The organism is Streptomyces sp. NPDC001717 (assembly GCF_042892775.1).
In the GTDB taxonomy this organism is placed as follows: Bacteria; Actinomycetota; Actinomycetes; order Streptomycetales; family Streptomycetaceae; genus Streptomyces.
On sequence record NZ_JBIAUK010000001.1, the window covers coordinates 803,106 to 828,980 of the forward strand.

The following is a 25,875-nucleotide window of genomic DNA, read 5'->3' on the forward strand; positions in this document are numbered from 1 at the left end:
CGCGCCTTCGGCATATCCGCTTGAGTTTTCCGCGGCGGGTCGCCACACCGACGACGACCGCCTGAAACGGGAAACCGGGGGTGCCACTCGTGCGGATCGGACTGCTCACGGAAGGTGGTTATCCGTATGCGACGGGCGAGGGCAGGGTGTGGTGCGACCGGCTCGTGCGGGGGCTCCCGCAGCACGAGTTCGAGCTGTACGCGCTGAGCCGCGACGCCGAGCAGGAGCGGACGCGGGTCCCGCTCCCCGACCACGTCACCCTCGTCCGCTCGGCCCCGCTGTGGGCCCCCGCGGACGACGGCCGGACGTACTCCCGGCGCGAGCGGCGCCGGTTCGCCGACTGCTTCGGGGAACTGGTCCGGGGCATCTGCGCGCAGGAGGCCGGACCCTTCGCCGAGGGGCTGTACGGGCTCGCCGAACTCGGGCGCGACCAGGGCGGGTTGTGCGCCGCGCTGAGGTCCGAGTCCGCGGTGCGACTGCTGGAGTCCGCGTGCCGGGCGCCGGGCGCGAGCCGCACCGTACAGGCGGTACAGGTGGTCGACCTGCTGGAGTTCGTCGACGAACTGGAGCGCATGCTGCGGCCGTTGTCCCTCGACTGGTACGAGGAGAACGGCCGGTTCGGAAGCCTCGGCGAGGTCGACGTCTGCCACGCGGCCGCGGGCGGGGTGGCCGCCATCCCGGGACTGCTGGCCAAACGCTTCTTCGGGGTCCCGCTCCTGGTCACCGAGTACGGGGTCCAGCTCCGCTCCCACTACCTGGAGCGGCGCCAGGCCTCCCGGCCCGCCGTGCGGGCCCTGCTCGCCGCCTTCCACCTCCGGCTGGCCGGCGAGATCTACGCCCGGGCGGACCTCCTGACCCCCGGCAACGCGCACGCCCGGCGCTGGCAGGAGCGGTGCGGAGCCCCCAGGGAACGGGTGCGGACGGTGTACCCGGGTATGGAGGCGGACCGATTCGCCACCGTCGGGGAGGCCGCGGACTGCGGGGACCCCGGCACCCTGGTGTGGGTCGGCCGCGTAGAGCCCGCGAAGGACCTCGTCGGGCTGCTGCACGCCTTCGCCGAGGTCCGCACGGCCGAACCGGGGACCCGGCTGCGGATCTTCGCCACCGCCGTGGCCCCCGGCTACCTCGCCGACTGCCGCTCGCTGGCGGCGCAGCTCTTCCCCGACGAGGCGGCGGACGCCGTGACGGTGGGGGAGAACCCGGTCACCTTCGAGGAGATCGGCGGACCCGACGCCGCGTCCTCGGCGGAGGCGTACGGGGCGGGCCGGATCGCCGTGCTCTCCTCGGTGATCGAGGGCTTCCCGATCACCCTGGCCGAGGCGATGTTCAGCGGCCGGGCCACCGTGTCGACGGACGTGGGCGCGGTGTGCGAGGCCATCGGCGGCACCGGGCTCGTCGTACCGCCGCGCAATCCGCGGGCGCTGGCCGACGCGTGCCTCTCGCTGCTGCGGGACCCCGAACGGGCGCAGCGCCTGGGCGCGGCCGCCAGGGCGCGGGCGCTGGAGCTGTTCACCGTCGAGCAGAACGTGGGCGCCTTCCGCGACATCTACCTGTGGCTGCTGGCGCGGGGCTCCGGGGCGCGACCGGACGGAGAAGTGCCGTTCGCGCAGCCGGCCGAAGCGAGGGTCCCGGGCCACTGGACCAGCCCGACGTGGTCCGTCCCGGACCCGGCCCCGGAGGCGGCGGTATGACGATCTCAGCCTCGCCGGCGTTTGAGGCGCGGGGTCCGGGGCAGAGCCCCGGCGGTCCCGCCGCACCTGTGGTGCCCTCCGGTGCGGGGTTCGGCGCGGCGCCGTTGCCGGGGGCGCTGCCCCCGGACCCCCGCGCCTCGAACGCCGGCGAGGCCGGGATGGCCCCTGGCGAGGCCGAAGTGGCCCCAGCCGGGGCCGAGGGAGCCGGTACGGCCGAAGGGACCGCCAAGGCAGGCGCGGCGGGCCGGCGGCGGGCCGCGGGGGACCCCGTCAAGGCGTTGTTGCACCGGCATCGGGAGCTCTGCGAGCGCGCCGTCGACCCGCTGGAGATCGCCGCCGGCCTGGAAGCGCACGGGATCACCGACCGCACCGCCGCGCGGTTCCGGCACCGGGACGTGTTCTCGCTCGCCGAGGAGCTGTACGCCCGTACCCCGCGCGGCGAGCACCCCGGCGGCCGGCCCGCCCGCGTCACCGCGGGGGCCCGCGCCTTCCGGGGGTTCGGGTACGCCCTGCTCCCCGGGGCGGCCGGGCTCGGCGCGGCCGCCGCCGGCGTGCCGTGGGCCGGGGCCCTCACCGCGGCGGTCACCGTGGCCGCCCTGGTGTGGCCCGGGCGCTCCGCCGGTCCCCGGCTCGCGTGGGGCCCGTACCTGCTCGCCGCCGCGGTCACCGGCTGGGCCGTGTACCGGCACGGCACGGCCCTCGGGGTCGGCCTCGCACTGGCCGTCGCCCCCGCCCACCTGGTCGCCGAGGCGTTCGCCGCCAAGGCCCGGGCCCGGCTCGCCGGGAGCCGGGCGCTGGAGGACTTCGCGGACCGGGCCCGGCCCCTGTTCCTCGCGGCGGCCGCGCTCTTCGCAGCGGCCGCCGCGGGGGCGGCCGCCCTCGCCGGAGCGCCGCTCCGCGTGGCCGTGCCGCTCGCCCTGCTGCTGTTCCTCACCCGCCTCCTGCTCCGGCACGGCGCCCGCAGGGCCCCGATCGCCGCGGCGCTGGCGCTAGCCCTGGTCCCGGTACCGGCCGCGGCGCTCGCCGCCGTCGCGGGACTCCTTGTACAGGCCGTTCTCGTGCTGGCCCGGGCTTCCGCGCACGCACGTACCTGACATCGCCCCATCATCCACACCGACCGACCCACACCGATCCACAAGGAGAAGGACATGACCGGGCAGCCAACCAACAAGGGGGCCACGCGATGAGGGTGCTGCTGATCGGAGCCAACGGATACCTCGGCCGCTACGTCGCCGACCGGCTGCTCGCCGACCCCGCCGTGCAGCTCACCGCGCTCGGCCGCGGGGACGACGCCGACGTACGGTTCGACCTCGCGACCGGCAGCCCCGGTGCGCTCACCCGCTTCCTCGACGCCGTCCACCCGGGCGTCGTCATCAACTGCGCCGGCGCCACCCGCGGCGGCGCCCGGGAGCTCACCCGGCACAACACCGTCGCCGTGGCGACGATCTGCGAGTCGCTGCGCCGCAGCGGCTGCGGGGCCCGCCTCGTCCAGCTCGGCTGCGCCGCAGAGTACGGTCCCAGCCAGCCCGGGTCGTCGACGGCCGAGGACGCCGTGCCGAGACCGGGAGGCCCGTACGGGGTCAGCAAACTGGCAGCCACCGAACTGGTTCTGGGCTCCGGGCTGGACGCCGTCGTCCTGCGGATCTTCTCGCCCGTCGGCCCCGGCACCCCCGCCGGATCCCCGCTGGGCCGGCTCGCCGAGGCCATGCGCCGCGCCATGCAGTCCGGCGACGGGGAGCTCAAGCTCAGCGGGCTCGGCGTGCAGCGCGACTTCGTGGACGTACGGGACGTGGCGCGGGCCGTGCACGCCGCCTCCCTGTCGGCGGCCCAGGGAGTGGTGAACATCGGCACCGGCCGCGCGGTCCGGCTGCGGGACGCGGCCTCCGTGCTGGCGAGGGTCGCCGGATACGGGGGAGCCCTGCACGAGCTGGACGTCCCGCACGGCGGACCCCAGCAGGGGCACCCTGGGCGCCCGGGCGGGCTCGCCGCCATCGCGTCGCCCCGCTCCGAGGCCACCGCCGAGCAGATCGCCGCCTCGGTCCCGCAGCCTTATCCGTACCCCGACGGCTGCGGTGCCTGGCAGCAGGCCGACGTCCGCACCGCCCGCGACCGGCTCGGCTGGCGGCCCCGGATCAACCTGGAGGAGTCGCTCGCGGACATCTGGATGGAGGCGGCGTGCCGCATCTGACCACTCCGCCCGGAACCTCCACGGCCTCCGCGACCGGGGCCGGCCGCATCGGCCTCGGCATCCCCGGCTACGCGCACCCGCTGCTCGCCCCCGTCGAATGGGCCGAGCTGACCCGCCCCGGCACCCCGCTGCACTGGGCCGTCCTCAACGTCACGGACGGCCCGGGCGGCCGGCCCGACCCGCACTGCACGGAGGCCGCGGCGAAGCTCCGTGCGGCGGGCGGCACGGTGCTCGGGCACCTCGCCGTACGGGACGGCGCACGGTCCTTCGGCGAGCTGCTCTCCGACGCCCACCGCTTCCGCGACTGGTACGGGGTCGGCGGCTTCTACCTGGCCGGGACCCCCGCCGACCGGGCGGAACTGGCTTCGGTGCGCCGGGTCGTGGATGCCCTGCGCGGCCTGGGCGAGGCCCCGCTGATCGTGCTCGGGCAGGGCACCCATCCGTACGAGGGCTACGCGGAGATCGCCGACCAGCTGGTCACCTTCTCCGGGTCCTGGGCCGACTACCGCTGGTCGCAGGTGGCCGAGTGGACCGCAGACCACCCGCCGGAGCGCTTCTGCCACCTCGTCCACGGAGTGCCGCGCACGCATCTGGAGGAGGCCGTCCGCATCGCCCGCTGGCAGGGCGCGGGCACGATCTGGTTCACGGACCGGCGGGGCACGCCCGACCGTGACCCGTGGGAGTCGATGCCCGGGTACTGGGACGAAATCGTCTCGCGGATCGGGACGGGTGTCTCGGAATGAAAATGGGCGTGGCACTGTTACGGGATAGAACAACCTACAAATGCCCCGCATCCGCGGGGATGACCCTGGAGTCCCCGTGTCGCTGCCACCCCTGGTCGAGCCAGCTGCTGAGCTCACCGTCGACGAGGTCCGCCGGTACTCGCGTCACCTGATCATCCCCGACGTCGGGATGGACGGCCAGAAGCGCCTGAAGAACGCCAAGGTGCTCGCCGTGGGTGCCGGTGGCCTCGGTTCGCCCGCCCTCATGTACCTGGCCGCGGCCGGCGTCGGCACGCTGGGCATCGTGGAGTTCGACGAGGTCGACGAGTCGAACCTGCAGCGCCAGATCATCCACAGCCAGGCCGACATCGGCCGCTCCAAGGCCGAGTCCGCCCGCGACTCCGTCCTCGGCATCAACCCGTACGTGAACGTGGTCCTGCACGAAGAGCGGCTCGAAGCCGACAACGTGATGGACATCTTCAGCCAGTACGACCTGATCGTCGACGGCACCGACAACTTCGCCACCCGCTACCTGGTGAACGACGCCTGCGTGCTGCTGAACAAGCCGTACGTGTGGGGTTCGATCTACCGTTTCGACGGCCAGGCCTCGGTCTTCTGGTCCGAGCACGGTCCGTGCTACCGCTGCCTGTACCCGGAGCCGCCGCCGCCGGGCATGGTCCCGAGCTGCGCCGAGGGCGGCGTGCTGGGCGTGCTCTGCGCGTCCATCGGGTCCATCCAGGTCACCGAGGCCATCAAGGTCCTCACGGGCGTCGGCGAGCCGCTGGTCGGCCGCCTGATGATCTACGACGCCCTGGAGATGCAGTACCGCCAGGTCAAGGTCCGCAAGGACCCCGACTGCGCGGTCTGCGGTCCGAACGCGACCGTCACCGAGCTCATCGACTACGAGGCCTTCTGCGGCGTCGTGTCGGAGGAGGCCCAGGAGGCGGCCGCCGGTTCGACGATCACTCCCAAGCAGCTCAAGGAGTGGATCGACGCGGACGAGAAGATCGAGATCATCGACGTCCGTGAGAAGAACGAGTACGAGATCGTCTCGATCCCCGGCGCGAAGCTGATCCCCAAGGGCGAGTTCCTGATGGGCAACGCCCTCCAGGACCTGCCGCAGGACAAGAAGATCGTCTTGCACTGCAAGACGGGTGTCCGCAGTGCGGAAGTCCTCGCGGTGCTGAAGTCCGCGGGCTTCGCCGACGCGGTCCACGTCGGCGGCGGCGTCATCGGCTGGGTCCACCAGATCGAGCCCGAGAAGCCGGTCTACTAAGCAGTACGGAGGAGGGGCCGGCCCGCTGCACGCGGGCCGGCCCCTCCTCTTCGTGGTGTCGGTGCCCTCACGCCCCTTCGGGGGGCTCGGGCGCCACCGGCGTCCCCGTGGGCTCCTTCGTCGCGGTGCAGACCGTGCCGGCCTTCGGCGTCTTCCCGTCCAGCAGGTACGAGTTGACCGCCCCCTGCACGCACGCGTCGCCGCTGTTGTACGCGCCGTGGCCCTCGCCCTTGTACGTGAGCTCCACCCCGACGCCCTTGCCGAGCCGCTCGACCATGTTCCGGGCGCCCTCGTAGGGGGTGGCCGGGTCGCCGGTGTTGCCGACCACCAGGATCGGGGCGGATCCGGGGGCGGAGACGTCCGGGGTCTCCCAGGCGCCCGGGACGGGCCAGCCGGTACAGCTCATCATGGCCCAGCCGAGGAAGTCCCCGAAGACGGGCGAGGCGGCGCGGAAGGCGGGCAGCTGGGCCTTGGTCTGCTCCAGCGTGTAACGGTCCTTGGCGTCCGCGCAGTTGATCGCGGAGTTGGCTGCCCCGATGTTGCTGTACTGGCCGTGCTCGTCCCTGCCGTTGAGCGCGTCGGACAGCGCCATCAGCAGCTGGCCCTGGCCGCCTTCGGCCTCGTCGAGGCCCTGCTCCAGCAGCGGCCACAGCTCCTTGGAGTACAGGGCCTGCGCGATGCCGTTGGTCGCGGCGGTCTCCGTCAACTTCCGGTCCCCGATGCCGGGGATGGGCTTCGCCGCCAACTCCTTCTGGAGCTTGATGACGTTCGCCTCGATCTCCTTGGGGGTGCTGCCCTGGAGCTTGCACTCGTCGCCGCGGTCCACGCAGTCCTGGGCGAAGTTGCCGAGGGCGAGCTGGAAACCCTTGGCCTGGCCGAGCGCGCCCTCCTCGGAGTTCTTGGTCGGGTCGACGACGGCGTCGAAGACGGCCCGGCCGACGTTCTTGGGGAACAGGTGGGCGTAGACCCCGCCGAGCTCGGTGCCGTAGGAGATGCCGAAGTAGTTCAGCTTCTCGTCGCCGAGGGCCTGGCGGATGCGGTCCATGTCGCGGGCGGCGTTCTCCGTGCCGACGTACGGCAGGACCTTGGCGGAGTTCCGCTCGCAGGCCCGCTGGTACTGCTTGATGCCGTCGGTGAAGGCCTTCTCCTGCTCGGGGGTGACGGGGGAGGAGTCCTGCGCGTAGTACGCGTCCAGCTGCTTGTCGTCCAGGCAGCGGACGGGGACGCTGCGGCCGACCCCGCGGGGGTCGAAGCTGACCAGGTCGTAGCGCTCGCGCAGGGCCTCGTAGTCCTTGGCGGCGCCGGGCAGGGTGCTGATGCCGGACCCGCCGGGGCCGCCGAAGTTGAAGACGAGCGAGCCGAGCCGCTTGTCCTTGTCGCGGGCCTTGGCGCGGATCAGCGCGATCGGGATCGTCTCCCCCTCGGGCTTCGCGTAGTCGAGAGGCACGTCGAGGGTGGCGCACTGCCATCCCTTGGGCGGCGCCTGCCCGCCGCCCTCCAGGGGGGTGGGGGCGGGGCAGTCCTCCCACTTCAGCGGCTTGGCGCGTCGGCTGCCGTCGGCGTTGACCTTCTCGCCCCCGTTCACGCCGCCGTTGTCGGAGCACGCGCTGGTGGTGAGCAGCGCGGCCGCGAGGGCGGCGGTGGCGGTGGCCCTCAGGGCATATGTCGACATAACCCCATCCTCCGCGCCCCGCCCCCACCCCGCCCCCGCGCTGACCCATCCGGGTCCCCGCCGGCCACATCCAGCCCCTCAGGCGTTCGGGGGGCGGGATCTGGGGCGGAGCCCAGGGAATCCCGGCTCCGCCGGGCGGGGGCAGGGTTCAGGCCGCCAAGACGGCGTTGCCGGCCGCTCGGCCCGTGGCGATGCAGGCCGCCACGCCCACGCCCTCGTACGCGGCTCCGCACAGCGCCAGGTTCGGGAGTTTCGAGGCAGCCTCGCGGATGCGGGACACGCGCGCCCCGTGGCCGACCGTGTACTGGGGGAGGCCGCGGTCCCAGCGGGTCACGCGGGCCGCGAGGGGTTCGCCCATCGGGCCCACCGCGTGGTGGAGCTCGGTGATCGCGGAGCGGATCAGGTGGCGGTCCGGACGGGCCAGGACGTCGTCCTCGCCGATCCGGCCGATGGAGGCGCGCAGGACGAACGTGTCCGGGGCCGCCGCGGCCAGCCACGGCCACTTGTTGGAGGGGAAGGACGCCGCCTTCAGGACGTGCCCGTCCACCGGCGGGACCAGGAAGCCGTTGCCCTCCGGGAGGAAACGGGCCCGGGCGCGGGAGAACGCCATCGTGATCACGGCCGTCGACGCGTGGGGGATCGCCGACAGCTCCGCCTCCGCGAGCGGCGAGTGCGGGCGCAGGAGCTCCGCCGCCGCGAAGGCGGGGAGGGCCAGGACGACCGCGTCCGCCTCCATCGTCAGAGGGCCGTCGCCCGTCATGGCCTCCACCCGCCACCGCTCGCCCGGCAGCCGCTGGAGCACGCGCGCCGTCGTCTCCGTCAGGATCCGCGCCCCGCAGGCCTGCGCCACCGCCTGCGGGAACCGGCCGGTGCCGCCGGCCACGCCCTGCACGGCCACCGGGGCCGAGCGCGGCGCACCCGCCGCCCTGGCCCGGCGCAGCGCGGGCAGCAGCGGCCCGCCCTGTTCCGCCAGCGCCGCGATCCTCGGCATGGCCGCGCGCAGCGACAGCCGCTCGGCACGCCCGGCGTAGACCCCGCCGAGGAGCGGTTCGACGAGCCGGTCCACGGCCTCCCGGCCGAAGCGGCCCGCCAGGTACTCGGTCACCGAGACGTCCCCGACGAGGGGCGCGCCGGGCAGGCACTCCTCGGCCGCGACGCGGGCGACGCCCTCCGGCGAGAGCAGACCGCCGGCGGCCAGGGCCGACGGGTCGGTGGGCACGCCCATGACGTGCCCGGCCGGAAGCGGCCGCAGCGCGCCGTTCGTCCAGATGACCGTCGGCGCCTTCGACGGGTCGCACAGGGCGCCGCCGAGCCCCACCGCGGCGGCCAGTTCCACGGCCTCCGGCCGCAGGGCCATCAGGGATTCCGCGCCTTCGTCGACGGTGATCCCCGCGATGGTGCCGGTCCGGAGCTTGCCGCCGACCCTGCCGTGGCTCTCCAGCACGGTCACGTCGGCGCGGCCGCGCAACTGCCACGCGGCGGCAAGACCGCTGATACCGCCACCGATGACGATCACTGAACGCATTGTCTTCTCCCGATATGTTCCCTTTGGGAACCTATGGCACGGCCGGGGACCGGCGCATCGTGCTTTCGGTCAGGGCTCGGACGTCTTCCTGGTACGGGAAGCTCCCCGGCTCGTACGCGCAGTACGGGTCCGCCGCCAGCACGTCGCGCGTGAATCCGTACGCCCGCGAGCGAGAGCCGCCGCACACCGTCTTGAACTCGCACGCCCCGCACTTCCCGCGCAGCAACGAAGGATCCCGCAGTCGCACGAACAGCTCCGACTCGCGGTAGATCTCCGTCAGCGGCAGGTCCTTGACGTTGCCCGCCGACACCGGGAGGAACCCCGACGGGTGCACCTCGCCCGTGTGCGAGACGAAGACGAAGCCGCGCCCCGAGGAGACGTCCATCGGCGGCCGCCGCACCGGCCGCCGCTCCCCGTCGAAGAGCCCCAGCTCCGCCGCGCGGGCGGTCAGCCGCGCGTGGAGCGGGCCCGGCTCCGGGAGTTCCCCGCGCGCCGCGAGCACCGTGCGCTGGATCGCGACCCGCCGGAAGTGGTGCCCCTCGGCGGTCTTGGTGGCCATGACCGAACCGCAGTCGTAGAGGAAGTGCAGTACGTCCTCGATCTCGGCCGGGGTGAGCCGGCCGAGCTGCTCCCCGCGCCCTGTGGGGACCAGCACGAAGCCCGACCACAGCATCGCGCCCTCGCGCTTCACGAGCGCCGCGACGTCGGCCAGGTCCTCCAGGTTCCCGCGCGTGACCGTGGTGTTGACCTGCACCTTCAAGCCCAGCTCCCGTGCCGCCCGCCAGCCCTCCAGGGTCCGGTCGTACACCCCGGGCACGCCGCGGAAGGCGTCGTGCCGCTCCGCCGTCGCCCCGTCCAGGGACAGCGACACCGCGACCGCGCCCGCGTCGCGGACCGCGGTGAGACCGGCCCGGGTGAGGGTCGGCGTACCGGAGGGGGAGACGGCCACGCGCAGGCCCAGGGAGGTGCCGTACGCGATCAGCTCGGTGAGGTCGGCCCGCTGGAAGGGGTCCCCGCCGGTGATCACGAAAAGGGGGCTCGGCCTGCCGAAGTCGGCGACCCGGTCCATGACGCGGCGGGCCTCGGCCCCGTCCAACTCCCCGGGATGGCGGGCGGTCCGCGCCTCGGCCCGGCAGTGCAGACAGGCCAGCGGACAGGCCCGCGTGGCCTCCCAGATGACGATGAACGGACGCTCGGCGACGGGGTGCCGGGGCCGCCGCACGACGGTGGCGGGCTTCACGAAACCCGCTCCCAACCCCGCTTCGGCGCCCGGTTCGCGAGCTGCTCCGGATCCCGCCGCCGGTAGACCACGTACGGCCGGAACAGGTACTTCAGCGGCGCCGAGAACATGTGCACCAGCCGCGAGTACGGGATCAGCGCGAACAGCGTGAACCCGAACAGGACGTGCAGCTTGAAGGCGAGCGGGGCGCCGGCCATCAGGTGGTGGTCCGGGGAGAGGGTGAACAGGCTGCGGAACCAGACCGAGACGCCCTCGCGGTAGTTGTAGCCGTCCGTCTGCCCGGTGGAGTTCAGGACCGTCGCCGTCAGGCCGAGGGCGATCGCGCCGAGCAGGAAGGCGTACATCAGGTGGTCGCTCCTCAGCGTCGCCCGACGGACCGCGGGGACCTTGAAGCGCCGGTACACGAGGATGCCGAGCCCGGCCGCCGCCGCGACCCCCGCCACCGCGCCCGTGGCGACGGCCAGGAGGTGGTAGGTGTGGTCACTCAGGCCGACCGCGTCGGTCCAGCTCATCGGGATCAGCAGCCCCACCCCATGGCCCAGGACCACGAACAGCATGCCGAAGTGGAAGAGCGGCGAGCCGATCCGCAGCAGTCGCGACTCGTGCAGCTGCGTCGAATGCGTGGTCCAGCCGAACGCGTCGTACCGGGCCCGCCAGATCGTGCCCGCGATCAGCAGCGCGACCGAGAGGTAGGGGAGCACGCCCCACAGGAGGAGGTCCATCAGGCGGTCCGCCTTTCCGCGAAGGTGGGCCAGGGGAGGTCGGCCGGCCGATCGGTGCCGATGTCGATGCCGGGGCCGAAGGGCTCCGGCGGTGATCCCGCGCCCACCAGCTCCCGCGGCGGCCCGCTCCTCGCGAGTGCCTTCGCCTCGGCCTTGGTCTCGGGGGACGGGCCGGGCAGCGTCGAGCAGACCGCCTCCAGCACCCTGGCGTACGGGGAGGCGGACTCGGCGAGCGCGAGCCGCAACAGCTCCAGACCGGCGCGGTGCTCCTGGAGCAGCTCGGTGCCCGCCTCCTCGCGCAGCGCGGCGAACTCCAGCGCCACGGGCAGGAAGTCGGGCAGCTCCTCACCGGCGAACTCCAGCCCGAAGTCCCGGTAGATCCGCTTCAGCCGGACCAGGGACAGCCCCCGACGGCGGGTGTCCCCGTCCACCCACCAGGTCAGGTACAGGCAGCGCCGGTTGCGGGTGTCGAAGGTCCCGGTGTACTCGGCGCACAGCTCGATCGGGGACAGCGACTCGGCGTGGTCCAGGAAGGAGCCGAGCAGCGCGGCCGGTTCGGCGGCAGCCCCGGCGAGGGCCGCGCGGAGCCGCGGCAGTTCGTCGTGGAAGTGGTCGCCGGGGTACTGCAGGGCGCAGCACGCGACGAGACGTACCAGGGCATCGGGGGAACGGGAGCCGGTGGTCACGAACTCCTCCTTGTCGGGCCGAGGTTGAGCATCACGCGCGGCTCGCCCACCGCGCCCACGGGGCAGCCGTCGTCCAACGGGTGCGACTCGGCGAGCGCGTCCGCGTCGGCGCGGGCGGACGTCGGGATCACGAAGCGGTCCTCCTGCTTGGCGATCGCGAGGAGACGGAACATGTCCTCCATCTCGACGCCGGTGAGCCCGACCGCCGCGGCGATCGACTCGTCCTTCTCCTCGCCGAGGTTGATCCGCCGCATGTACGCGCGCATCGCCGCCATCCGGCGCAGCACCGCCTCCACGGCGTACGTGTCGCCCGCCGTGAGGAGCGCCGCGAGGTACTCGACGGGGATGCGCAGGGCGTCGATGGCCCCGAAGAGGTTGCCCGCCTCCTCGCCGTCGCCGCCGGTGGCGGCGACCGCCTCGACGACGGGGGAGAGCGGGGGCACGTACCAGACCATCGGCATGGTCCGGTACTCCGGGTGCAGGGGGAGGGCGACCTGGTAGCCGGCGATCAGGTCGTACACGGGGGAGTTCCGCGCCGCCTCGATCCACTCCCGGGTGATGCCGGAGCGCCGCGCGGCGGCGATCACGGCCGGGTCGTCCGGGTCGAGGAAGCACTCCAGCTGGGCGGGGTAGAGGTCCTGCTCGTCCTCGACCGCGGCGGCCTCGGCGACCTTGTCGGCGTCGTACAGCATCACGCCGAGGTAGCGCATCCGGCCGACGCAGGTCTCCGAGCAGACGGTCGGCATGCCGACCTCGATGCGCGGGAAGCAGAACGTGCACTTCTCGGCCTTGCCGGTGTGGTGGTTGAAGTACACCTTCTTGTACGGGCATCCCGTCACGCACATGCGCCAGCCGCGGCACCGGTCCTGGTCGACGAGGACGATGCCGTCCTCCTCGCGCTTGTACATCGCGCCCGAGGGGCAGGACGAGGCGCAGGCCGGGTTCAGGCAGTGCTCGCAGATCCGGGGGAGGTAGAACATGAAACTCTGCTCGAACTCGAAGCGGATCTTCTCGCCGACCTCGTCGCGGATCTTCTCCACGATCGGGTCCTTCGGCGCGTGCGCGGGGGCGCCGCCGAGGTTGTCGTCCCAGTTCGGACCCCACTCGATCGTGTCGATGGGCTCGCCGGTGACCTGCGAGACGGGCCGGGCGGTGGGCAGGTCGTCGCCCGCCGGGGCCTCGGTCAGGTTCTTGTACTCGTACGTCCAGGGCTGGTAGTAGTCGTCGATCTCCGGCAGGTGGGGGTTGGCGAAGAGGCCGCCGAGCTTCTTCAGCCGGCCGCCGGCCCGCAGGCGCAGCCTGCCCGAGCGGGTGCGCTCCCAGCCGCCCCGCCACTTCTCCTGGTCCTCCCAGCGGCGGGGGTAGCCCTGGCCGGGGAGGGTCTCGACGTTGTTGAACCAGACGTACTCGGTGCCCTGCCGGTTGGTCCACGCCTGCTTGCAGGTGACCGAACAGGTGTGACAGCCGATGCACTTGTCGAGGTTCATGACCATCGCGACCTGTGCCATCACCCGTCCGATCTTCGCTTCGCGAGGGGGCATGGGACTAGTACTCCACCTTCTGGTCGCGGCGGCGGATGACCGTCACCTCGTCGCGCTGGTTGCCGGTCGGGCCCAGGTAGTTGAAGGCCCAGGTGAGCTGGGCGTAGCCGCCGATGAGGTGGGTGGGCTTGAGCATCACCCGGGTCAGGGAGTTGTGGATGCCGCCGCGGCGGCCCGTCTTCTCCGTCTTGGGGACGCCCACCGTCCGTTCCTGGGCGTGGTTCATGTAGACCGTGCCGGGCGGCATCTTGTGGGAGACGATCGCGCGGGCGGTGACCACGCCGTTGCGGTTGACCGCCTCGATCCAGTCGTTGTCGGCGACCCCGATGGCCTCCGCGTCCTGCGGGGACATCCACACCGTCTGACCGCCCCGGCCGAGGGTCATCATGTAGAGGTTGTCCTGGTACTGGCTGTGGATAGCCCACTTGTTGTGCGGGGTCAGATAGCGCACCGCCACCGACTTCGCCTGCTCGTCGACGCGGCCCAGCTCGGGCTCCCCGTACAGGGTGTGCATGTTCAGCGGCGGCTTGTAGACCGGCAGCGACTCCCCGACCTCGTGCAGCCAGTCGTGGTCGATGAAGAAGTGCTGGCGGCCGGTGAGGGTGTGCCAGGGCTTGAGGTGCTCGGTGTTGACGGTGAAGGCGGTGTAGCGGCGCCCGCCGGACTCCGAGCCCGACCACTCCGGCGAGGTGATCACCGGGACCGGGCGGGCCTGGGTGTCGGCGAAGGTGATCCGCTTGCCCTCGGCCTCGGCGGCCAGGTGGGCCATGTGCGTGCCGACCTGCTTCTCCAGGGTCTCGAAGCCCTGGGTGGCGAGGCGTCCGTTCGAGGTGCCGGAGAGGGCCAGGATCGCCTCGCAGGCCCGCTGCGCGGTGTCCAGGCGGGGCCGGCCGTCGGCGATCCCGCCCCTGACCCGCCCGTTCTTCTCGCCGAGGTACGCGACCTCCTCCGCCACGTCGAAGGTGACGGCCTTCGTCGTCACGCCCAGCCCGTCCACCAGCGGGCCGAGTGCGGCGAACTTCTCGCCGACCGCCCCGTAGTCGCGGGTCACCACCGCCAGGGCGTACATCGTTCGGCCGGGCACGGGCTCGCACTCGCCCTTCGACCAGTCGAGCGCGACCCCGCCCGGCTGGGCCATCTCGCCGCCCGGGGTGTCGTGCTGGAGGGCGGTCGCCACCAGGTCCTTGCGCACGCCCAGATGGGTCCGGGCGAGCTCGCCGAAGCGTGTCGCGAGACCGTGGAAGGCGTCGAAGTCGGAGCGGGCCTGCCAGGGCGGGTCCACGGCCGGGGTGAAGGCGTGCAGGAAGGGGTGCATGTCCGTGGAGGACAGGTCGTGCTTCTCGTACCAGGTGGCCGCGGGCAGGACCACGTCCGACAGCAGCGTCGTGGACGTCATCCGGAAGTCCATGCTCATCAGCAGGTCGAGCTTCCCCTCCACGTCCTCCTCCCGGTAGGTGACGTCCCTCGGGGTGCAGCGCGGCCCGTCCTCGGGGAGGTTGGAGTGCGTGCCGAGGAGGTGCTTGAGGAAGTACTCGTTGCCCTTGGAGCTGGAGCCGAGGAGGTTGGCCCGCCATACGTTCAGCACGCGCGGCCAGTTGCGCGGCGCGTCCGGATCCTCGCCGGCGAAACCGAGCGTGCCGTCCTTCAGCCGGCGAACCGTTTCCCCGACCGGGTCCTCGGCCTCGCCCAACTCCAGCGGGTTGCGGTCGAAGGTCGGGTACGAGGGCATCCAGCCCATCCGGGCGCTCGCCGCCAGGCAGTCGGAGCCCGTCATTCCCTCGAAGGCGCCCGTGGCCAGCGGCGAGGCCAGGGCCTCGGCGGGCAGGGTGTCGTAACGCCACTGGTCGGTGTGGAGGTAGAACCAGGCCGCGCCGATCATCTGGCGCGGCGGTCGCGACCAGTCGGAGGCGGCGGCGAGCGTGGCCCAGCCGGTCACCGGGCGGCACTTCTCCTGGCCGACGTAATGCCCCCAGCCACCGCCGTTGCGGCCCTGGCAGCCGGTGAGGGTGAGCAGGGCCAGGAAGGAGCGGTAGATGGTCTCGGAGTGGAACCAGTGGTTCGTGCCCGCGCCCATCAGGATCATGCAGCGGCCCCGCGACTCCTCCGCAGTCCGCGCGAACTCCCGCGCCACGCGCGCCGCCTGCGCGGCCGGGACCGAGGTCAGCGACTCCTGCCAGCCGGGGGTGCCGGGCTGCGAGGCGTCCTCGTAGCCGGCCGGCCACTCGCCGGGCAGGCCCGGGCGCTCGACCCCGTACTGGGCGAGCATCAGGTCGAAGACGGTGGTGACGAGCCGCCCGCCGAGGCGCCGGACGGGGACCCCGCGGCGGACCGTACCGCCGCGCTCGTCGTCCTCGAAGCGGGGCAGCGTGATCTCCGCGGTGCCGTTCTCGCCGAGGAGCGTCAGCCGGGGGACGGTCGCGCCGAGGTCCAGATTCCACTCGGGCGTCTCGTTCTTGCCCCAGCGGTGCCCGAGCGTGCCGTTCGGGACGACCGGCTCACCGGTCACGTCGTCGACGAGGACGGTCTTCCACTCCGCGTTCTCCGTCTCCCGCCCCAGGTCGGCGGCGGTGACGAACTTGCCGGGCACCAGACCCTGTTCCGTCTCCTTGAGCGAAACGAGAAAAGGCAGATCGGTGTACTTCCGCACGTAATCGACGAAGAAGGGCGTCTCCTTCTCGACGAAGAATTCCTTCAGGATGACGTGCCCCATCGCCAGGGCCAGCGCACCGTCCGTACCGGGGTGCGGATGCATCCATTCGTCGGCGAACTTCGTGTTGTCCGCGAAATCCGGGGAGACGCTCACGACCTTCTGTCCGCGATAACGCGCCTCCGCCATCCAGTGCGCGTCGGGCGTACGCGTGACGGGCACGTTCGAGCCCCACATCATCAGGTACGCGGCGTCCCACCAGTCACCGGACTCCGGGACGTCGGTCTGGTCCCCGAACACCTGCGGCGAGGCCACCGGCAGGTCCGCGTACCAGTCGTAGAAGCTGAGCATCGGCGCGCCGATGAGGGAGTGGAAGCGAGCGCCCGCCGCGTGCGAGGCCATCGACATCGCGGGGATGGGCGAGAAGCCGGCGACCCGGTCCGGGCCGTGCTCCTTGATGGTGTGCACGTGCGCGGCGGCGACGATCTCCGTCGCCTCCTCCCAGGTCGCCCGCACCAGACCACCCTTCCCGCGGGCCCGCTGGTAGGCGCGGCGCCGCTCGGGGTCGCCCTGGATCTCGGCCCACGCCAGAACGGGATCGCCGAGGCGCGCCTTCGCCTCCCGGTACATCTCCAGCAGCACGCCCCGCACGTGGGGGTGGCGCACCCGGGTCGGCGAATACGAGTACCAGGAGAACGAAGCGCCACGAGGACAGCCGCGGGGCTCGTACTCGGGCCGGTCCGGGCCCACGGACGGATAGTCGGTGGCCTGGGCCTCCCAGGTGATGATCCCGTCCTTGACGTACACCTTCCAGCGGCACGAACCGGTGCAGTTCACGCCGTGGGTCGAGTACACGACCTTGTCGTGGCTCCACCGGTCCCGGTAGAAGGCCTCGGCCGCACGGCCGCCCGTGCGATGGACGGTACGCAGGTCGCCGGAAACCTCGGCGCGGGTGAAGAAACTCCCCGCCCTGACGAGCGGATCAGCGGCGTGACGCTTCTGCAAGGCGAGCCTCCAGGCCGAGAACGATGGTGCGCAATCGACGCTACGCCTGCGGAAAAGCCGAATCCGGTGACAAAGGTCCCGTACGGGCGTGACCTCTTTCCGGTATTTCACGGGCCGGGCGGATGCCAGCCTGGAGAAGTCCAACTCCGCGACGGCGGAGCGAAATCACGCGAAGAAATGCCGATTACCGGTGGCGAAGACGACGAGACGTACATGGCTCCCGGACGAGCACGGTGCCTGGGCGATGCTGACGGTGCCCTTCCTCGCGGGCACGCTGCTCGCACCCCGGCCGGGGTGGGCGCACGCGCTGCTGTTCGCGGCATGGCTGCTCGGTTACGTCGCGGTCTTCCACGGCCGGCAATGGCTGCGGCTGCACGCGCGCGGCCTGCGCTCGGCCGGCCGGCACGCCCTTCCCGCGGTCGTGTTCGGGGCGGCGTTCGCGGCGGCCGGCGTGCCGTTGGCGCTCCTCCACCCGTGGCTGGTGGCGGCGGCCCTGTTCGCCTCGCCCTTCGTCCTGGTCAACACGTACTTCGCGTGGCGCGGCCGGGAGCGGGCCCTGCTCAACGGCCTGGCGGCCGTGGTCCCGGCATGCGGGATGCTGCTGGTGGCGGCCCGCCTGGGCGGCCTCGGCCCGGCCTTGTCCTGGCCGGGTGGGGTGGCGTGCCTGCTGTACTTCGCGGGGACGGTGCCGTACGTGAAGACGATGATCCGCGAACGGAACTCTCCTTCCTACCGCCTCGGTTCGGCGGTCTACCACGCGGCGGCCCTGGTGGCGGCCGCTTTCCTCTCACCCTGGCTGGCGATCCCCTTCGCGGCCTACCTCGCCCGATCCCTCGCCCTCCCGGGCCGGGGCCTACGCCCCCCGGTGGTCGGCGCAATCGAACTGGCCTGCTCCACGGCCCTCCTGCTGACGCTGCCCCTGTCCCTCTGACGCCCGCCGACGGGCCCGGCAGGGCGCCCGTACCCCTGCGCCGTCGGGGTCGGGCGTGCGGTGGGCCCCCAGGGCGTCGAACGCCGGTGCTCGGGGCCCGGTCCCTCTCGACACTCCCGCGCCGTCGGGGTCGGGTGTGCGGTGGGGCGCCCCCTCAGGGCGTCGAACGCACCACGTCATACGTGTCCGCTGCCCCTGCCCGTTCGACGCCCGAGGAGGTGCCCCGGCGCGCGCCCGGCCCCGACGGCCCACCCTGCGGCCCTCCCTCGGCCGGGGTGCCGCTGCGCGGAGCGTGTCCCCTACCCGCCCTTCCACCGTTCCCCGGGCTCCGCCCGGACCCGTCCTGGGGCTCCGCCCCAGACCCCGCGCCTCAAACGCCGGCGAGGCTGGAAAGGTCCCCCGCGCCTCGAACGCCGGCGAGGCTGGAGGGTCGCCCCGCGCCTCGAAGGCGTACGGGGCTGGGTGGTGGCCCCGCGCCTCGAAAGCCGGCGAGGGTGAAAAGGTCCCCCGCGCCTCGAAAGCCGGCGAGGCCGGGATGGCCCTGCGGCCGGCAGGGGCAAATACAGCCCCGCCGGCGTTTGAGGCGCGGGTCCGGGCGGAGCCCGGGGGGACGGGCGGAGCACGGACGAGGCGGACGGGCGCGCAGCGCCGGGGAACCAGCCCCCGGACCGCCCACCGAGCCGGAGGCTAAATGGCTTCCTTGCGGGTCAAGAAGTTGAACGACACCCACCCCGGCAGCACCGGCAACCAGAACGTCATCAGCCGGAACAACAGCACCGCCGAGATCGCGACCTCCTTCTCCAGCCCCGCCGCGATCAGCCCCAGCGTCAGCGTCGTCTCGACCGCGCCGATGCCACCCGGCGTAGGGGCGGCCGAGCCCAGCGCGTTGCCCGCCAGGAAGACCACCGCGATGCTCGCGTAGCTGATGGCCTCGCCGCCCCCGAACGCGCGGATCGACGCGTCCAGGCACATCACGAAGCAGCCGGTCAGCAGCAGCATCCCGCCGATCCCCGTCATCAGCTTCTGCGGCCGCTGGAGCACGTCCAGCATGCGCGGCACCACGCCCGCGAACAGCGCCCGTACCCGCGTCACGACGAACTTCCGCATGAACGGGACCGCCGTCACCACCAGCACCAGCACCGCCACCGTCAGCAGACCGGCGATCACCGTCCTCGACGGGGTCATCTCGGGGGTCTTCTCGGTCCCCGTCAGATAGCCGAAGGACAGCAGCAGCAGGATGTGGCTGGCCAGTCCGAACAACTGCGAGGCGCCCACGCTCGCGACAGCCAGCCCCGGTCGGACCCCCGCGCGCTGCAGGAAGCGCGTGTTCAGGGCGACACCGCCCACCGCCGCCGGCGCGACCAGCTTCACGAAGGAACCGGCCACCTGCGCGACGACCGTCCGCAGGAACGACACCCGCTCCGGCACGAAGCCCAGCAGGCTCATCGCCGCCGCGAAGTAGCTCAGGGCCGAGAAGGCGAGCGCCGCCCCGACCCAGCCCCACTGCGCCTTGCCGACGATGGTTCCGAAGTCCACGTGCGCGAGCTGCGTCAGCAGGAAGTACGCGCCGAACGCGCCCGCGATGAACGACACCAGCGTCCGCGGCCGGATCCGCTCCAGCCGGGCCGGCTCCACCGGGGCCTGCGGGCGGATCAGCAGGACCTGCCGGCGGATCTGGCTCAGCAGGTCCTCCTCCCGGGCCCCGTCCAGCGCGTCGTCCAGCGCCTTCTTCTCGGCCTTGCGGTCGGCGACCGGGTTCGTGTCCGATCCGGCCGCCTCGCGCGCCGCCTTCGCCGCGCGCGAGGACTCCAGTACGGCCTCCCGCTCCCGGTCCGCCCGCTCCCGGGCCAGCCTGCGCAGCGTCGCCCGGGTGGACCGGCTCAGCGCGATCGGCTGCAGCAGCGGCAGGCAGTCCGCCACCGTGTCGGGGCCGAGCACCGACACCGCCGAGGCCACCGAGCGCTCCGCGCCGACCCGCAGGCCGAGGGTGGTCAGCAGCTGTGCGACGTCCATCCGCAGGACCAGGTCACCGGCCGCGATCTCGCCGCCGCGCAGGTCGGTGAGGACGACGTTGCCGGAACGATCCACCACCAACGCGTCCCCGGTGAGCCGCCGGTGCGCGATCCGCCGCGACTGCAGCGCCCGCACCTGCTTCCACGTGTTGTGCGTCAGCTCGTCCGTGATCTCCTCGTCGGGGAGCGAGTCCAGCGTCCGGCCGTCGAGGTGCTCGTACACGAGCATCACGGCGTCCGGGCCGAGCTCGGAGGTGGCGATCAGCTTGGGCGCGTTGGCCCCCGCCGCGATGGCCGCGTAGGCGAGGAGGGCCTCCTGCTCCAGTGCCTGGCGCAGGGACTGGAGGCTGCGCCGGGTGGTGATGCCCCGCAGGGTGAGCCGGCGCCAGACCCGGTAGAAGAAGCCCTGGGCCTGCTGCTCGCGGTCGACGACCGTGACGTCGAGCGGCGGGCCGTCCTCCAGGGTGACGTGGTAGCGCCGCCCCCGGTCGCCGGTCTCGGAGGCGTCCGGGCCGCCCTCGGTCTGCTGCTCGGCGCGCATCGCGCTGACCGGCTGGAAGCCGACGCGGCGCAGGCCCGCGAGCAGGTTCTGCCCGGTGGGGCGGACGTTCGGGGAGCCGACGGCGTACAGGGTCCCGTACGCCACGGTCCAGCCGATGAGCACGGTGAGGATGATCGAGAAGGGAGTGGTGTAACCGCTGACCAGCATCGTGAAGGCGTCGAGCAGCAGCACCACCCACAGCGCCACGCGCCAGCGCGGTCTGCGGGTCATCCCCACTGCTGTCATGTACGCGATCACGGGTGCGAGGTAGCCGTGCACCGGGTCGGTGAGGTCCCCGGCGGTGCCGGCGGGGATCGTCAGGGCGTCCTGGATGGTCTCGGGGGCGGCCTGCGAGACCCACAGGTCGGTGGCGAGGGTGACCCCGTGCGCGAGGACGGCGGCGAGCACGCCGTCGGCGATGCGCAGGCCGTCGCGTTTGATCAGCCGCTCGATGGCGAAGGCGACGGGGAGCAGCAGCACGGCGATGCTGGAGACCAGCGCGGCGACCTTGATCAGCAGGTCGGGCGCGGCTCCGGTGCCCTGGTTGATGTCGGCTTCCAGGCCGGCCGTGGTGCCGTGGGCGAAGGCGGAGATGCCGAGCACGACGGCGATGCCGAGGATGCCGACGAGGAGGCGTACCAGATCGGACGGCCGGTGCACGCGGGCGGCGAGCAGCGGTTCGTCGACCTCGACCTGATCGGCGGCGGTGGGGGCGTGCCCGTGCGGGCCGTCCCCGGGAGGGGTTTCCTCGGGTGCCCTGTCCTCGGGGGTGCCGCCGTGCTGCGCGGGACCGTCCCCCGGGGAGTCCGGGCGGCGGGTGGTGTCGTCGTGACGAGCGCGGTCGTGGGTGCTGTGGCTCTCGCCGTCGCCGTCGTCCGGGCGCGCGTCGCCGTCCGTCGCCGCGCCGTTCGGAGGGCTCACACCCTGCTCCTTCGTCGTCACATCCGTCTCTTCTTGATCACGTATCACCAGTCACCGCCCGGAAGATGGTGGCACGGACCGACCGGGGAGCGGGGCATCAGGGTGCGCGCCGGTATGGAACCGAGGCTTCCGCCGGGGGGCCGCCGGCGTCCTGCACCATGGGCCGGATGAGCGAGGAACTGCCCGCGTACGCGGAGCACGTACTGGAGGTGGCCGAGCGGATTCCGCCCGGCCGGGTGATGACGTACGGGGACGTCGCCGAGTGGCTCGGCGAGGGCGGACCGCGTCAGGTCGGGCGCGTCATGGCCCTGTACGGGGGAGCCGTGCCCTGGTGGCGCGTGGTGCGGGCGGACGGCGTCCCCCTGCCCGGACACGAACTGCGCGCGTTGGAGCACTACCGGGCGGAGGCCACGCCGCTGCGCCTGACCACCGGCGGCGAGGCACGGCTGGACATGCGCCGGGCACGCTGGGACGGGGAGCCCGGGGACCCCGGTCGGGACGGCGGGCGCGACGAGGCTCACACCTGACAGCTTCGGCCATGGGGGGCCCCAGCGGGCGGTCGAGGGAACGCGCGAACGCCCGTACGGGGTACCCGGGGGGACTGCGCGGCGTCGGCCGGTTGCCGTAGCGTTGCCTCTTCGGCTTCTCCGCGAACCGTCGCGGACCCGCCCCCAGACCCCGCCCGCCACCCAGGACGACCAGGACCGGCACCTCACGTGATCACCCCTTCCACCGACGCCGACCGCCGCACCGAACGGCGGCGTACGCGGACCCCCGACGCGTACCGCCTCGTGCGCACCGGGCCGGAACGGGTGGATCCCCCTGTGCTGGACGCAGCCCAGCGGTCGGTGGTTGAGCACGCCGGCGGACCACTGCTGGTCCTGGCCGGACCGGGCACCGGCAAGACGACCACGCTGGTCGAGGCGGTGACCGCCCGCGTCGAGGCGGGCACGGACCCGGCCCGGATCCTCATCCTGACCTTCAGCCGCAAGGCCGCCGTGGAACTGCGCGACCGCACCGCCCTGCGCCTCGGCGGGGCGCGGGCGCCGCAGGCCACCACCTTCCACTCGTTCTGCTACGGCCTGGTCCGCGCCCACCAGGACGTCGACCTGTTCGCGGACCCGCTGCGGCTGCTGTCCGGCGCGGAGCAGGACGTCATGGTCCGCACCCTCCTGGAGGGCCAGCGCCGCTCCCGCTCCATCCGCTGGCCGGACGACCTGCGGGCCGCCCTCACCACGCGCGGCTTCGCCGACGAGGTCCGCGCCGTCCTGGCCCGCGCCCGCGAGCTGGGCCTGGGCCCCTCCGCCCTCTCCTCCTTCGCCGACCGGATCGGCCGCCCGGACTGGAAGGCGGCCGCGGCCTTCCTCTCCGAGTACCTGGACGTCCTGGACCTCCAGGGCATGCTGGACTACGCCGAACTCCTGCACCGGGCCGTCCTCCTCGCGGAGCGCACCCCGTCCCTGGCCTCCTCGTACGACGCGATCTTCGTGGACGAGTACCAGGACACGGACGCCTCCCAGCTGCGGCTGCTGCGAGCCCTGACCGGCCCCGGCGGGACGCTGACCGCCTTCGGCGACCCCGACCAGTCGATCTACGCCTTCCGGGGCGCCGACATCAACAACACCCTGGACTTCGAGTCCGCCTTCCCGGGCGCGGCGGTACGGGCCCTGACGGTCGGCCGCCGCTCGGGCGCGAACCTCCTCGCGGCGACCCGCCTCCTGACCACCCGCATGCCGCTGCCCCGCCTGCCGGCGGAGGCCGTCCGAGCCCACCGCGGGCTCACCCCCACCCGGGAGGGCGGCTCGGTGGAGGTGTACACGTACCCCACGGCCGGCGCGGAGCTCGACAACATCGCCGACATCCTGCGCCGCGCGCACCTGGAGGACGGCGTGCCGTGGCAGGACATGGCCGTCCTGGTCCGCGCGGGCGGCCGCACCCTCCCGGCGATGCGGCGCGCCCTGATCACGGCGGGCGTCCCGGCCGAAACCGACGCCACGGCGACCCCCCTCCGCCACGAACCGGCGGTGGCCCCCCTCCTCACCGCCCTTCGCACCACAGCCACCCCACCCGCGACGCCCCCCGCCGCTCCGTCCGCCCCGGCCGACGAGGCTGCGCCGGCCGGCCCGGAGGCACCGGCTGCGCCGGGAACGGCCACGGCCGACCTCGCCGCACCGCCGTCCGCGGGAACGGCCACGGGCAGCACCGTGCCGGGCGCCGCAGGCACGGCCGTGCCCGCCGACCTTGGGGGCGCCCCGGCGCCGGAGGCGGGCGAGCTTGCTCGCACCGTTGGGGCGGGCGGGCGGGAAACCTCCCCCGACCCGGCCGAGCCGGACCAGGCGGGCAGCCCCGCAGCCGCGGCCCTGCCCGAGGCGGGCGAGCCTGCTCGCAACGTCGGGGCGGGTGGGCGGGAAACCCTCCTCGACCCGGCCGAGCCCGGCCCCGCCGCAGGCGACCGGGCAGGCGACCCGCACCCCGAGCCCGCCGCAGGCGACGGGGCAGGTGACCCGGCAACCGACCCGGTCGACGCCGGATGGATCGGCGTGGAGGCCGCCCTCGAACTGCTCGGCTCCCCCCTCGGGGGGATGGACGCCGCCGACCTGCGCCGCCTCGGCCGCGCCCTGCGCGACGAAGAGCGCGCCGCAGGCGTCAAGGTGCCGGCGCCCTCCGACGTACTCCTCGCCCGCGCCCTCGCCGAGCCCGAGCGGCTCACCGCCCACGACCCCGCCTACGCCCGCGGCGCCCAACGCCTCGGCCTTCTCCTGCGCAAGGCCCGCGAGCTCCTCCAGGGGGGCGGCACCGCCGAAGAGGCCCTCTGGACCCTTTGGGACGGCACCCCCTGGCCGCAGCGCCTGGAGCGCCAGGCCCGCCGCGGCGGCACCGCCGGCCGCAACGCCGACCGCGACCTCGACGCGGTCTGCGCCCTCTTCGACACCGCCGCGCGCGCGGAGGAACGTACCGGCGGCCGGGGCGCCCTCAACTTCCTCGAACAGCTCGAGGCCGAGGACATCGCCGCCGACACCCTCACCGGCACGGCGGCCCGCCCCGACGCCGTACGGCTGATGACGGCCCACCGTTCCAAGGGCCTCGAATGGGGTCTCGTCGTCGTCGCGGGCGTGCAGGAGGGGCTCTGGCCCGACCTGCGCCGCCGCGGCTCCCTCCTGGAGGCCGACCGCATCGGCCGCGACGGCCTCGCCGAGCCCCTCACCCCCGGCGCGCTCCTCGCCGAGGAGCGCCGCCTCTTCTACGTCGCCGCCACCCGCGCCCGCGACCGCCTCGTCGTCACCGCCGTCAAGGCCCCCGCCGAGGACGGCGACCAGCCCTCCCGTTTCCTGGGCGAACTCGGCGTGACCCCCAAGGACGTCACCGGCCGCCCCCGCCGCCCCCTCGCCGTCCCCGCGCTCGTCGCCGAGCTCCGCGCCACCACCGTCGACCCCGAGGCCTCGCCCGAGCTCCGCGAGGCGGCCGCCCGCCGCCTCGCCCGGCTCGCCGCGCTCACCGACGACGAGGACCGCCCCCTCGTGCCCGCCGCGCACCCGCAGCGCTGGTGGGGCCTGTACGAGCCCACCCGCAGCAGCGTGCCGCTGCGCGACCGGGACCGGCCCGTCGCCCTGTCCGGCAGCGCCCTGGACCAGCTCGCGAACACCTGCTCCCTCCAGTGGTTCCTCGGCCGCGAGGTCAAGGCCGACGCCCCCTCCACCGCCGCCCAGGGCTTCGGCAACGTCGTCCACGTCCTCGCCGACGAGGTCGCCTCCGGGCGGACCCCCGCCGACCTGGCCGTCCTCATGGAACGCCTCGACTCCGTGTGGGACGCCCTCGCCTTCGACGCGCCCTGGAAGTCCCGCCAGGAGAAGGAGAACGCCCGCGCCGCCCTCGAACGGTTCCTGCGGTGGCACACCACCGACCGCGGGGGCCGGGCCGCCGTCGCCACGGAGCACGAGTTCGACGTCACCCTCGACGCGGGCGAGTACGCCGTCCGCATCCGCGGGTCCATGGACCGCGTCGAGGCGGACCCGCAGGGGCGCGCGTACGTCGTGGACTTCAAGACCGGCAAGTCCTCGCCCACCAAGGCCGAGGTCGCCCGCCATCCCCAGCTGGCCGTCTACCAGCTCGCGGTCCGCGAGGGTGCCGTGGACGAGGTCTTCGACGGGCTGCGCCCGGAACCCGGCGGCGCCGAACTGGTCCAGCTCCGCCAGGGCTCCGACGACCCGAAGATCCAGGCCCAGCAGCCGCTCGACGGCGAGTGGGTCGGCGACCTCCTCGCCACCGCGGCGGGCCGGGTCCTGGAGGAGCGCTTCGCGCCCGTCACCGGCCGGCAGTGCGACCACTGCTCCTTCCGAGCCTCGTGCAGCGCCCGCCCCGAAGGCCGCCAAACGATCGAGTAACCCCCCCGACGGCGCTCCGCGCCCGCGCCGGCGGGCGATTCCAGCCTCGCCGGCGTTTGAGGCGCGGGTTCCGGGGCGGAGCCCCGGGTCTTTTCAGCCCGTCCGGCGTTTGAGGACCGGGTCCGGGCGGAGCCCGGGGAACGGTGGAAGGGCGGGTAGGGGACGGCTCCGCG

General features: G+C 73.5%; 16 protein-coding genes. 8 read left to right on the plus strand and 8 right to left on the minus strand.

Features of this window, described 5'->3' with window-relative positions; genetic code table 11:
- Positions 1 to 89 precede the first annotated feature (89 nt).
- The 5 genes from ACFYZL_RS03890 (at position 90) to moeZ (ending at position 5,877) form a co-directional block, all read left to right on the plus strand.
- Complete coding sequence (locus ACFYZL_RS03890) at positions 90 to 1,691, plus strand: DUF3492 domain-containing protein (RefSeq protein ID WP_388675693.1); 1,602 nt, start codon at positions 90 to 92, stop codon at positions 1,689 to 1,691.
- Positions 1,688 to 2,785, plus strand: a complete 1,098-nt coding sequence (locus tag ACFYZL_RS03895; RefSeq protein WP_388675696.1) for a hypothetical protein — start codon at positions 1,688 to 1,690, stop codon at positions 2,783 to 2,785. The genes ACFYZL_RS03890 and ACFYZL_RS03895 overlap by 4 nt, the downstream gene beginning before the upstream one ends.
- A gap of 89 nt (positions 2,786 to 2,874) precedes the next feature.
- Complete coding sequence (locus ACFYZL_RS03900; protein WP_384758948.1) at positions 2,875 to 3,879, plus strand: NAD-dependent epimerase/dehydratase; 1,005 nt, start codon at positions 2,875 to 2,877, stop codon at positions 3,877 to 3,879.
- Positions 3,867 to 4,622 (plus strand): spherulation-specific family 4 protein, encoded by a 756-nt coding sequence (locus tag ACFYZL_RS03905; protein ID WP_388675699.1) that lies wholly within the window; start codon positions 3,867 to 3,869, stop codon positions 4,620 to 4,622. The genes ACFYZL_RS03900 and ACFYZL_RS03905 overlap by 13 nt, the downstream gene beginning before the upstream one ends.
- Before the next feature lie 76 nt (positions 4,623 to 4,698).
- Positions 4,699 to 5,877, plus strand: a complete 1,179-nt coding sequence (gene moeZ / locus ACFYZL_RS03910; RefSeq protein WP_384596291.1) for an adenylyltransferase/sulfurtransferase MoeZ — start codon at positions 4,699 to 4,701, stop codon at positions 5,875 to 5,877.
- Between the two features lie 67 nt (positions 5,878 to 5,944).
- Here moeZ and ACFYZL_RS03915 read toward each other — a convergent pair whose 3' ends face one another.
- The 7 genes from ACFYZL_RS03915 to ACFYZL_RS03945 all read right to left on the minus strand — a co-directional run bounded on the left by ACFYZL_RS03915 (position 5,945) and on the right by ACFYZL_RS03945 (position 16,915).
- Positions 5,945 to 7,549, minus strand: coding sequence for an alpha/beta hydrolase (locus ACFYZL_RS03915; RefSeq protein ID WP_384758367.1), 1,605 nt, complete (start codon positions 7,547 to 7,549; stop codon positions 5,945 to 5,947).
- Positions 7,550 to 7,697: 148 nt separating this feature from the next.
- Complete coding sequence (gene hemG / locus ACFYZL_RS03920; protein WP_388675703.1) at positions 7,698 to 9,074, minus strand: protoporphyrinogen oxidase; 1,377 nt, start codon at positions 9,072 to 9,074, stop codon at positions 7,698 to 7,700.
- A gap of 31 nt (positions 9,075 to 9,105) precedes the next feature.
- Complete coding sequence (locus ACFYZL_RS03925; protein WP_384758371.1) at positions 9,106 to 10,314, minus strand: TIGR04053 family radical SAM/SPASM domain-containing protein; 1,209 nt, start codon at positions 10,312 to 10,314, stop codon at positions 9,106 to 9,108.
- Complete coding sequence (gene narI, locus ACFYZL_RS03930) at positions 10,311 to 11,036, minus strand: respiratory nitrate reductase subunit gamma (protein ID WP_388675706.1); 726 nt, start codon at positions 11,034 to 11,036, stop codon at positions 10,311 to 10,313. Before narI ends, ACFYZL_RS03925 begins: the two co-directional genes overlap by 4 nt.
- Positions 11,036 to 11,722, minus strand: coding sequence for a nitrate reductase molybdenum cofactor assembly chaperone (gene narJ / locus ACFYZL_RS03935; RefSeq protein ID WP_384758378.1), 687 nt, complete (start codon positions 11,720 to 11,722; stop codon positions 11,036 to 11,038). Before narJ ends, narI begins: the two co-directional genes overlap by 1 nt.
- Positions 11,719 to 13,263, minus strand: a complete 1,545-nt coding sequence (gene narH / locus ACFYZL_RS03940) for a nitrate reductase subunit beta (RefSeq protein WP_388675710.1) — start codon at positions 13,261 to 13,263, stop codon at positions 11,719 to 11,721. The genes narJ and narH overlap by 4 nt, the downstream gene beginning before the upstream one ends.
- A gap of 4 nt (positions 13,264 to 13,267) precedes the next feature.
- The gene (locus ACFYZL_RS03945; RefSeq protein WP_388675713.1) at positions 13,268 to 16,915 is read right to left on the minus strand and encodes a nitrate reductase subunit alpha; all 3,648 of its coding nucleotides are present in this window, start codon (positions 16,913 to 16,915) and stop codon (positions 13,268 to 13,270) included.
- A 190-nt stretch (positions 16,916 to 17,105) separates the two neighbouring features.
- Here ACFYZL_RS03945 and ACFYZL_RS03950 point away from each other — a divergent pair, with 190 nt between their 5' ends.
- Positions 17,106 to 17,846, plus strand: a complete 741-nt coding sequence (locus ACFYZL_RS03950) for a YwiC-like family protein (RefSeq protein ID WP_388675716.1) — start codon at positions 17,106 to 17,108, stop codon at positions 17,844 to 17,846.
- A gap of 687 nt (positions 17,847 to 18,533) precedes the next feature.
- Here ACFYZL_RS03950 and ACFYZL_RS03955 read toward each other — a convergent pair.
- Positions 18,534 to 21,368, minus strand: coding sequence for a lysylphosphatidylglycerol synthase domain-containing protein (locus tag ACFYZL_RS03955; RefSeq protein WP_384757975.1), 2,835 nt, complete (start codon positions 21,366 to 21,368; stop codon positions 18,534 to 18,536).
- Positions 21,369 to 21,487: 119 nt separating this feature from the next.
- Here ACFYZL_RS03955 and ACFYZL_RS03960 point away from each other — a divergent pair, with 119 nt between their 5' ends.
- Both ACFYZL_RS03960 and ACFYZL_RS03965 read left to right on the plus strand, forming a co-directional pair.
- Complete coding sequence (locus ACFYZL_RS03960) at positions 21,488 to 21,847, plus strand: MGMT family protein (RefSeq protein WP_384757972.1); 360 nt, start codon at positions 21,488 to 21,490, stop codon at positions 21,845 to 21,847.
- A 189-nt stretch (positions 21,848 to 22,036) separates the two neighbouring features.
- Complete coding sequence (locus ACFYZL_RS03965; protein ID WP_388675720.1) at positions 22,037 to 25,702, plus strand: UvrD-helicase domain-containing protein; 3,666 nt, start codon at positions 22,037 to 22,039, stop codon at positions 25,700 to 25,702.
- The last annotated feature ends 173 nt before the right edge of the window (positions 25,703 to 25,875 follow it).

Bases quoted from the DNA above. Each gene is read 5' to 3' on its own strand.
- ACFYZL_RS03915 (WP_384758367.1), bottom strand. From the start codon at position 7,549: ATGTCGACATATGCCCTGAGGGCCACCGCCACCGCCGCCCTCGCGGCC.
- ACFYZL_RS03895 (WP_388675696.1), top strand. From the start codon at position 1,688: ATGACGATCTCAGCCTCGCCGGCGTTTGAGGCGCGGGGTCCGGGGCAG.
- ACFYZL_RS03900 (WP_384758948.1), top strand. From the start codon at position 2,875: ATGAGGGTGCTGCTGATCGGAGCCAACGGATACCTCGGCCGCTACGTC.
- hemG (WP_388675703.1), bottom strand. From the start codon at position 9,074: ATGCGTTCAGTGATCGTCATCGGTGGCGGTATCAGCGGTCTTGCCGCC.
- narI (WP_388675706.1), bottom strand. From the start codon at position 11,036: ATGGACCTCCTCCTGTGGGGCGTGCTCCCCTACCTCTCGGTCGCGCTG.
- ACFYZL_RS03960 (WP_384757972.1), top strand. From the start codon at position 21,488: ATGAGCGAGGAACTGCCCGCGTACGCGGAGCACGTACTGGAGGTGGCC.
- narH (WP_388675710.1), bottom strand. From the start codon at position 13,263: ATGCCCCCTCGCGAAGCGAAGATCGGACGGGTGATGGCACAGGTCGCG.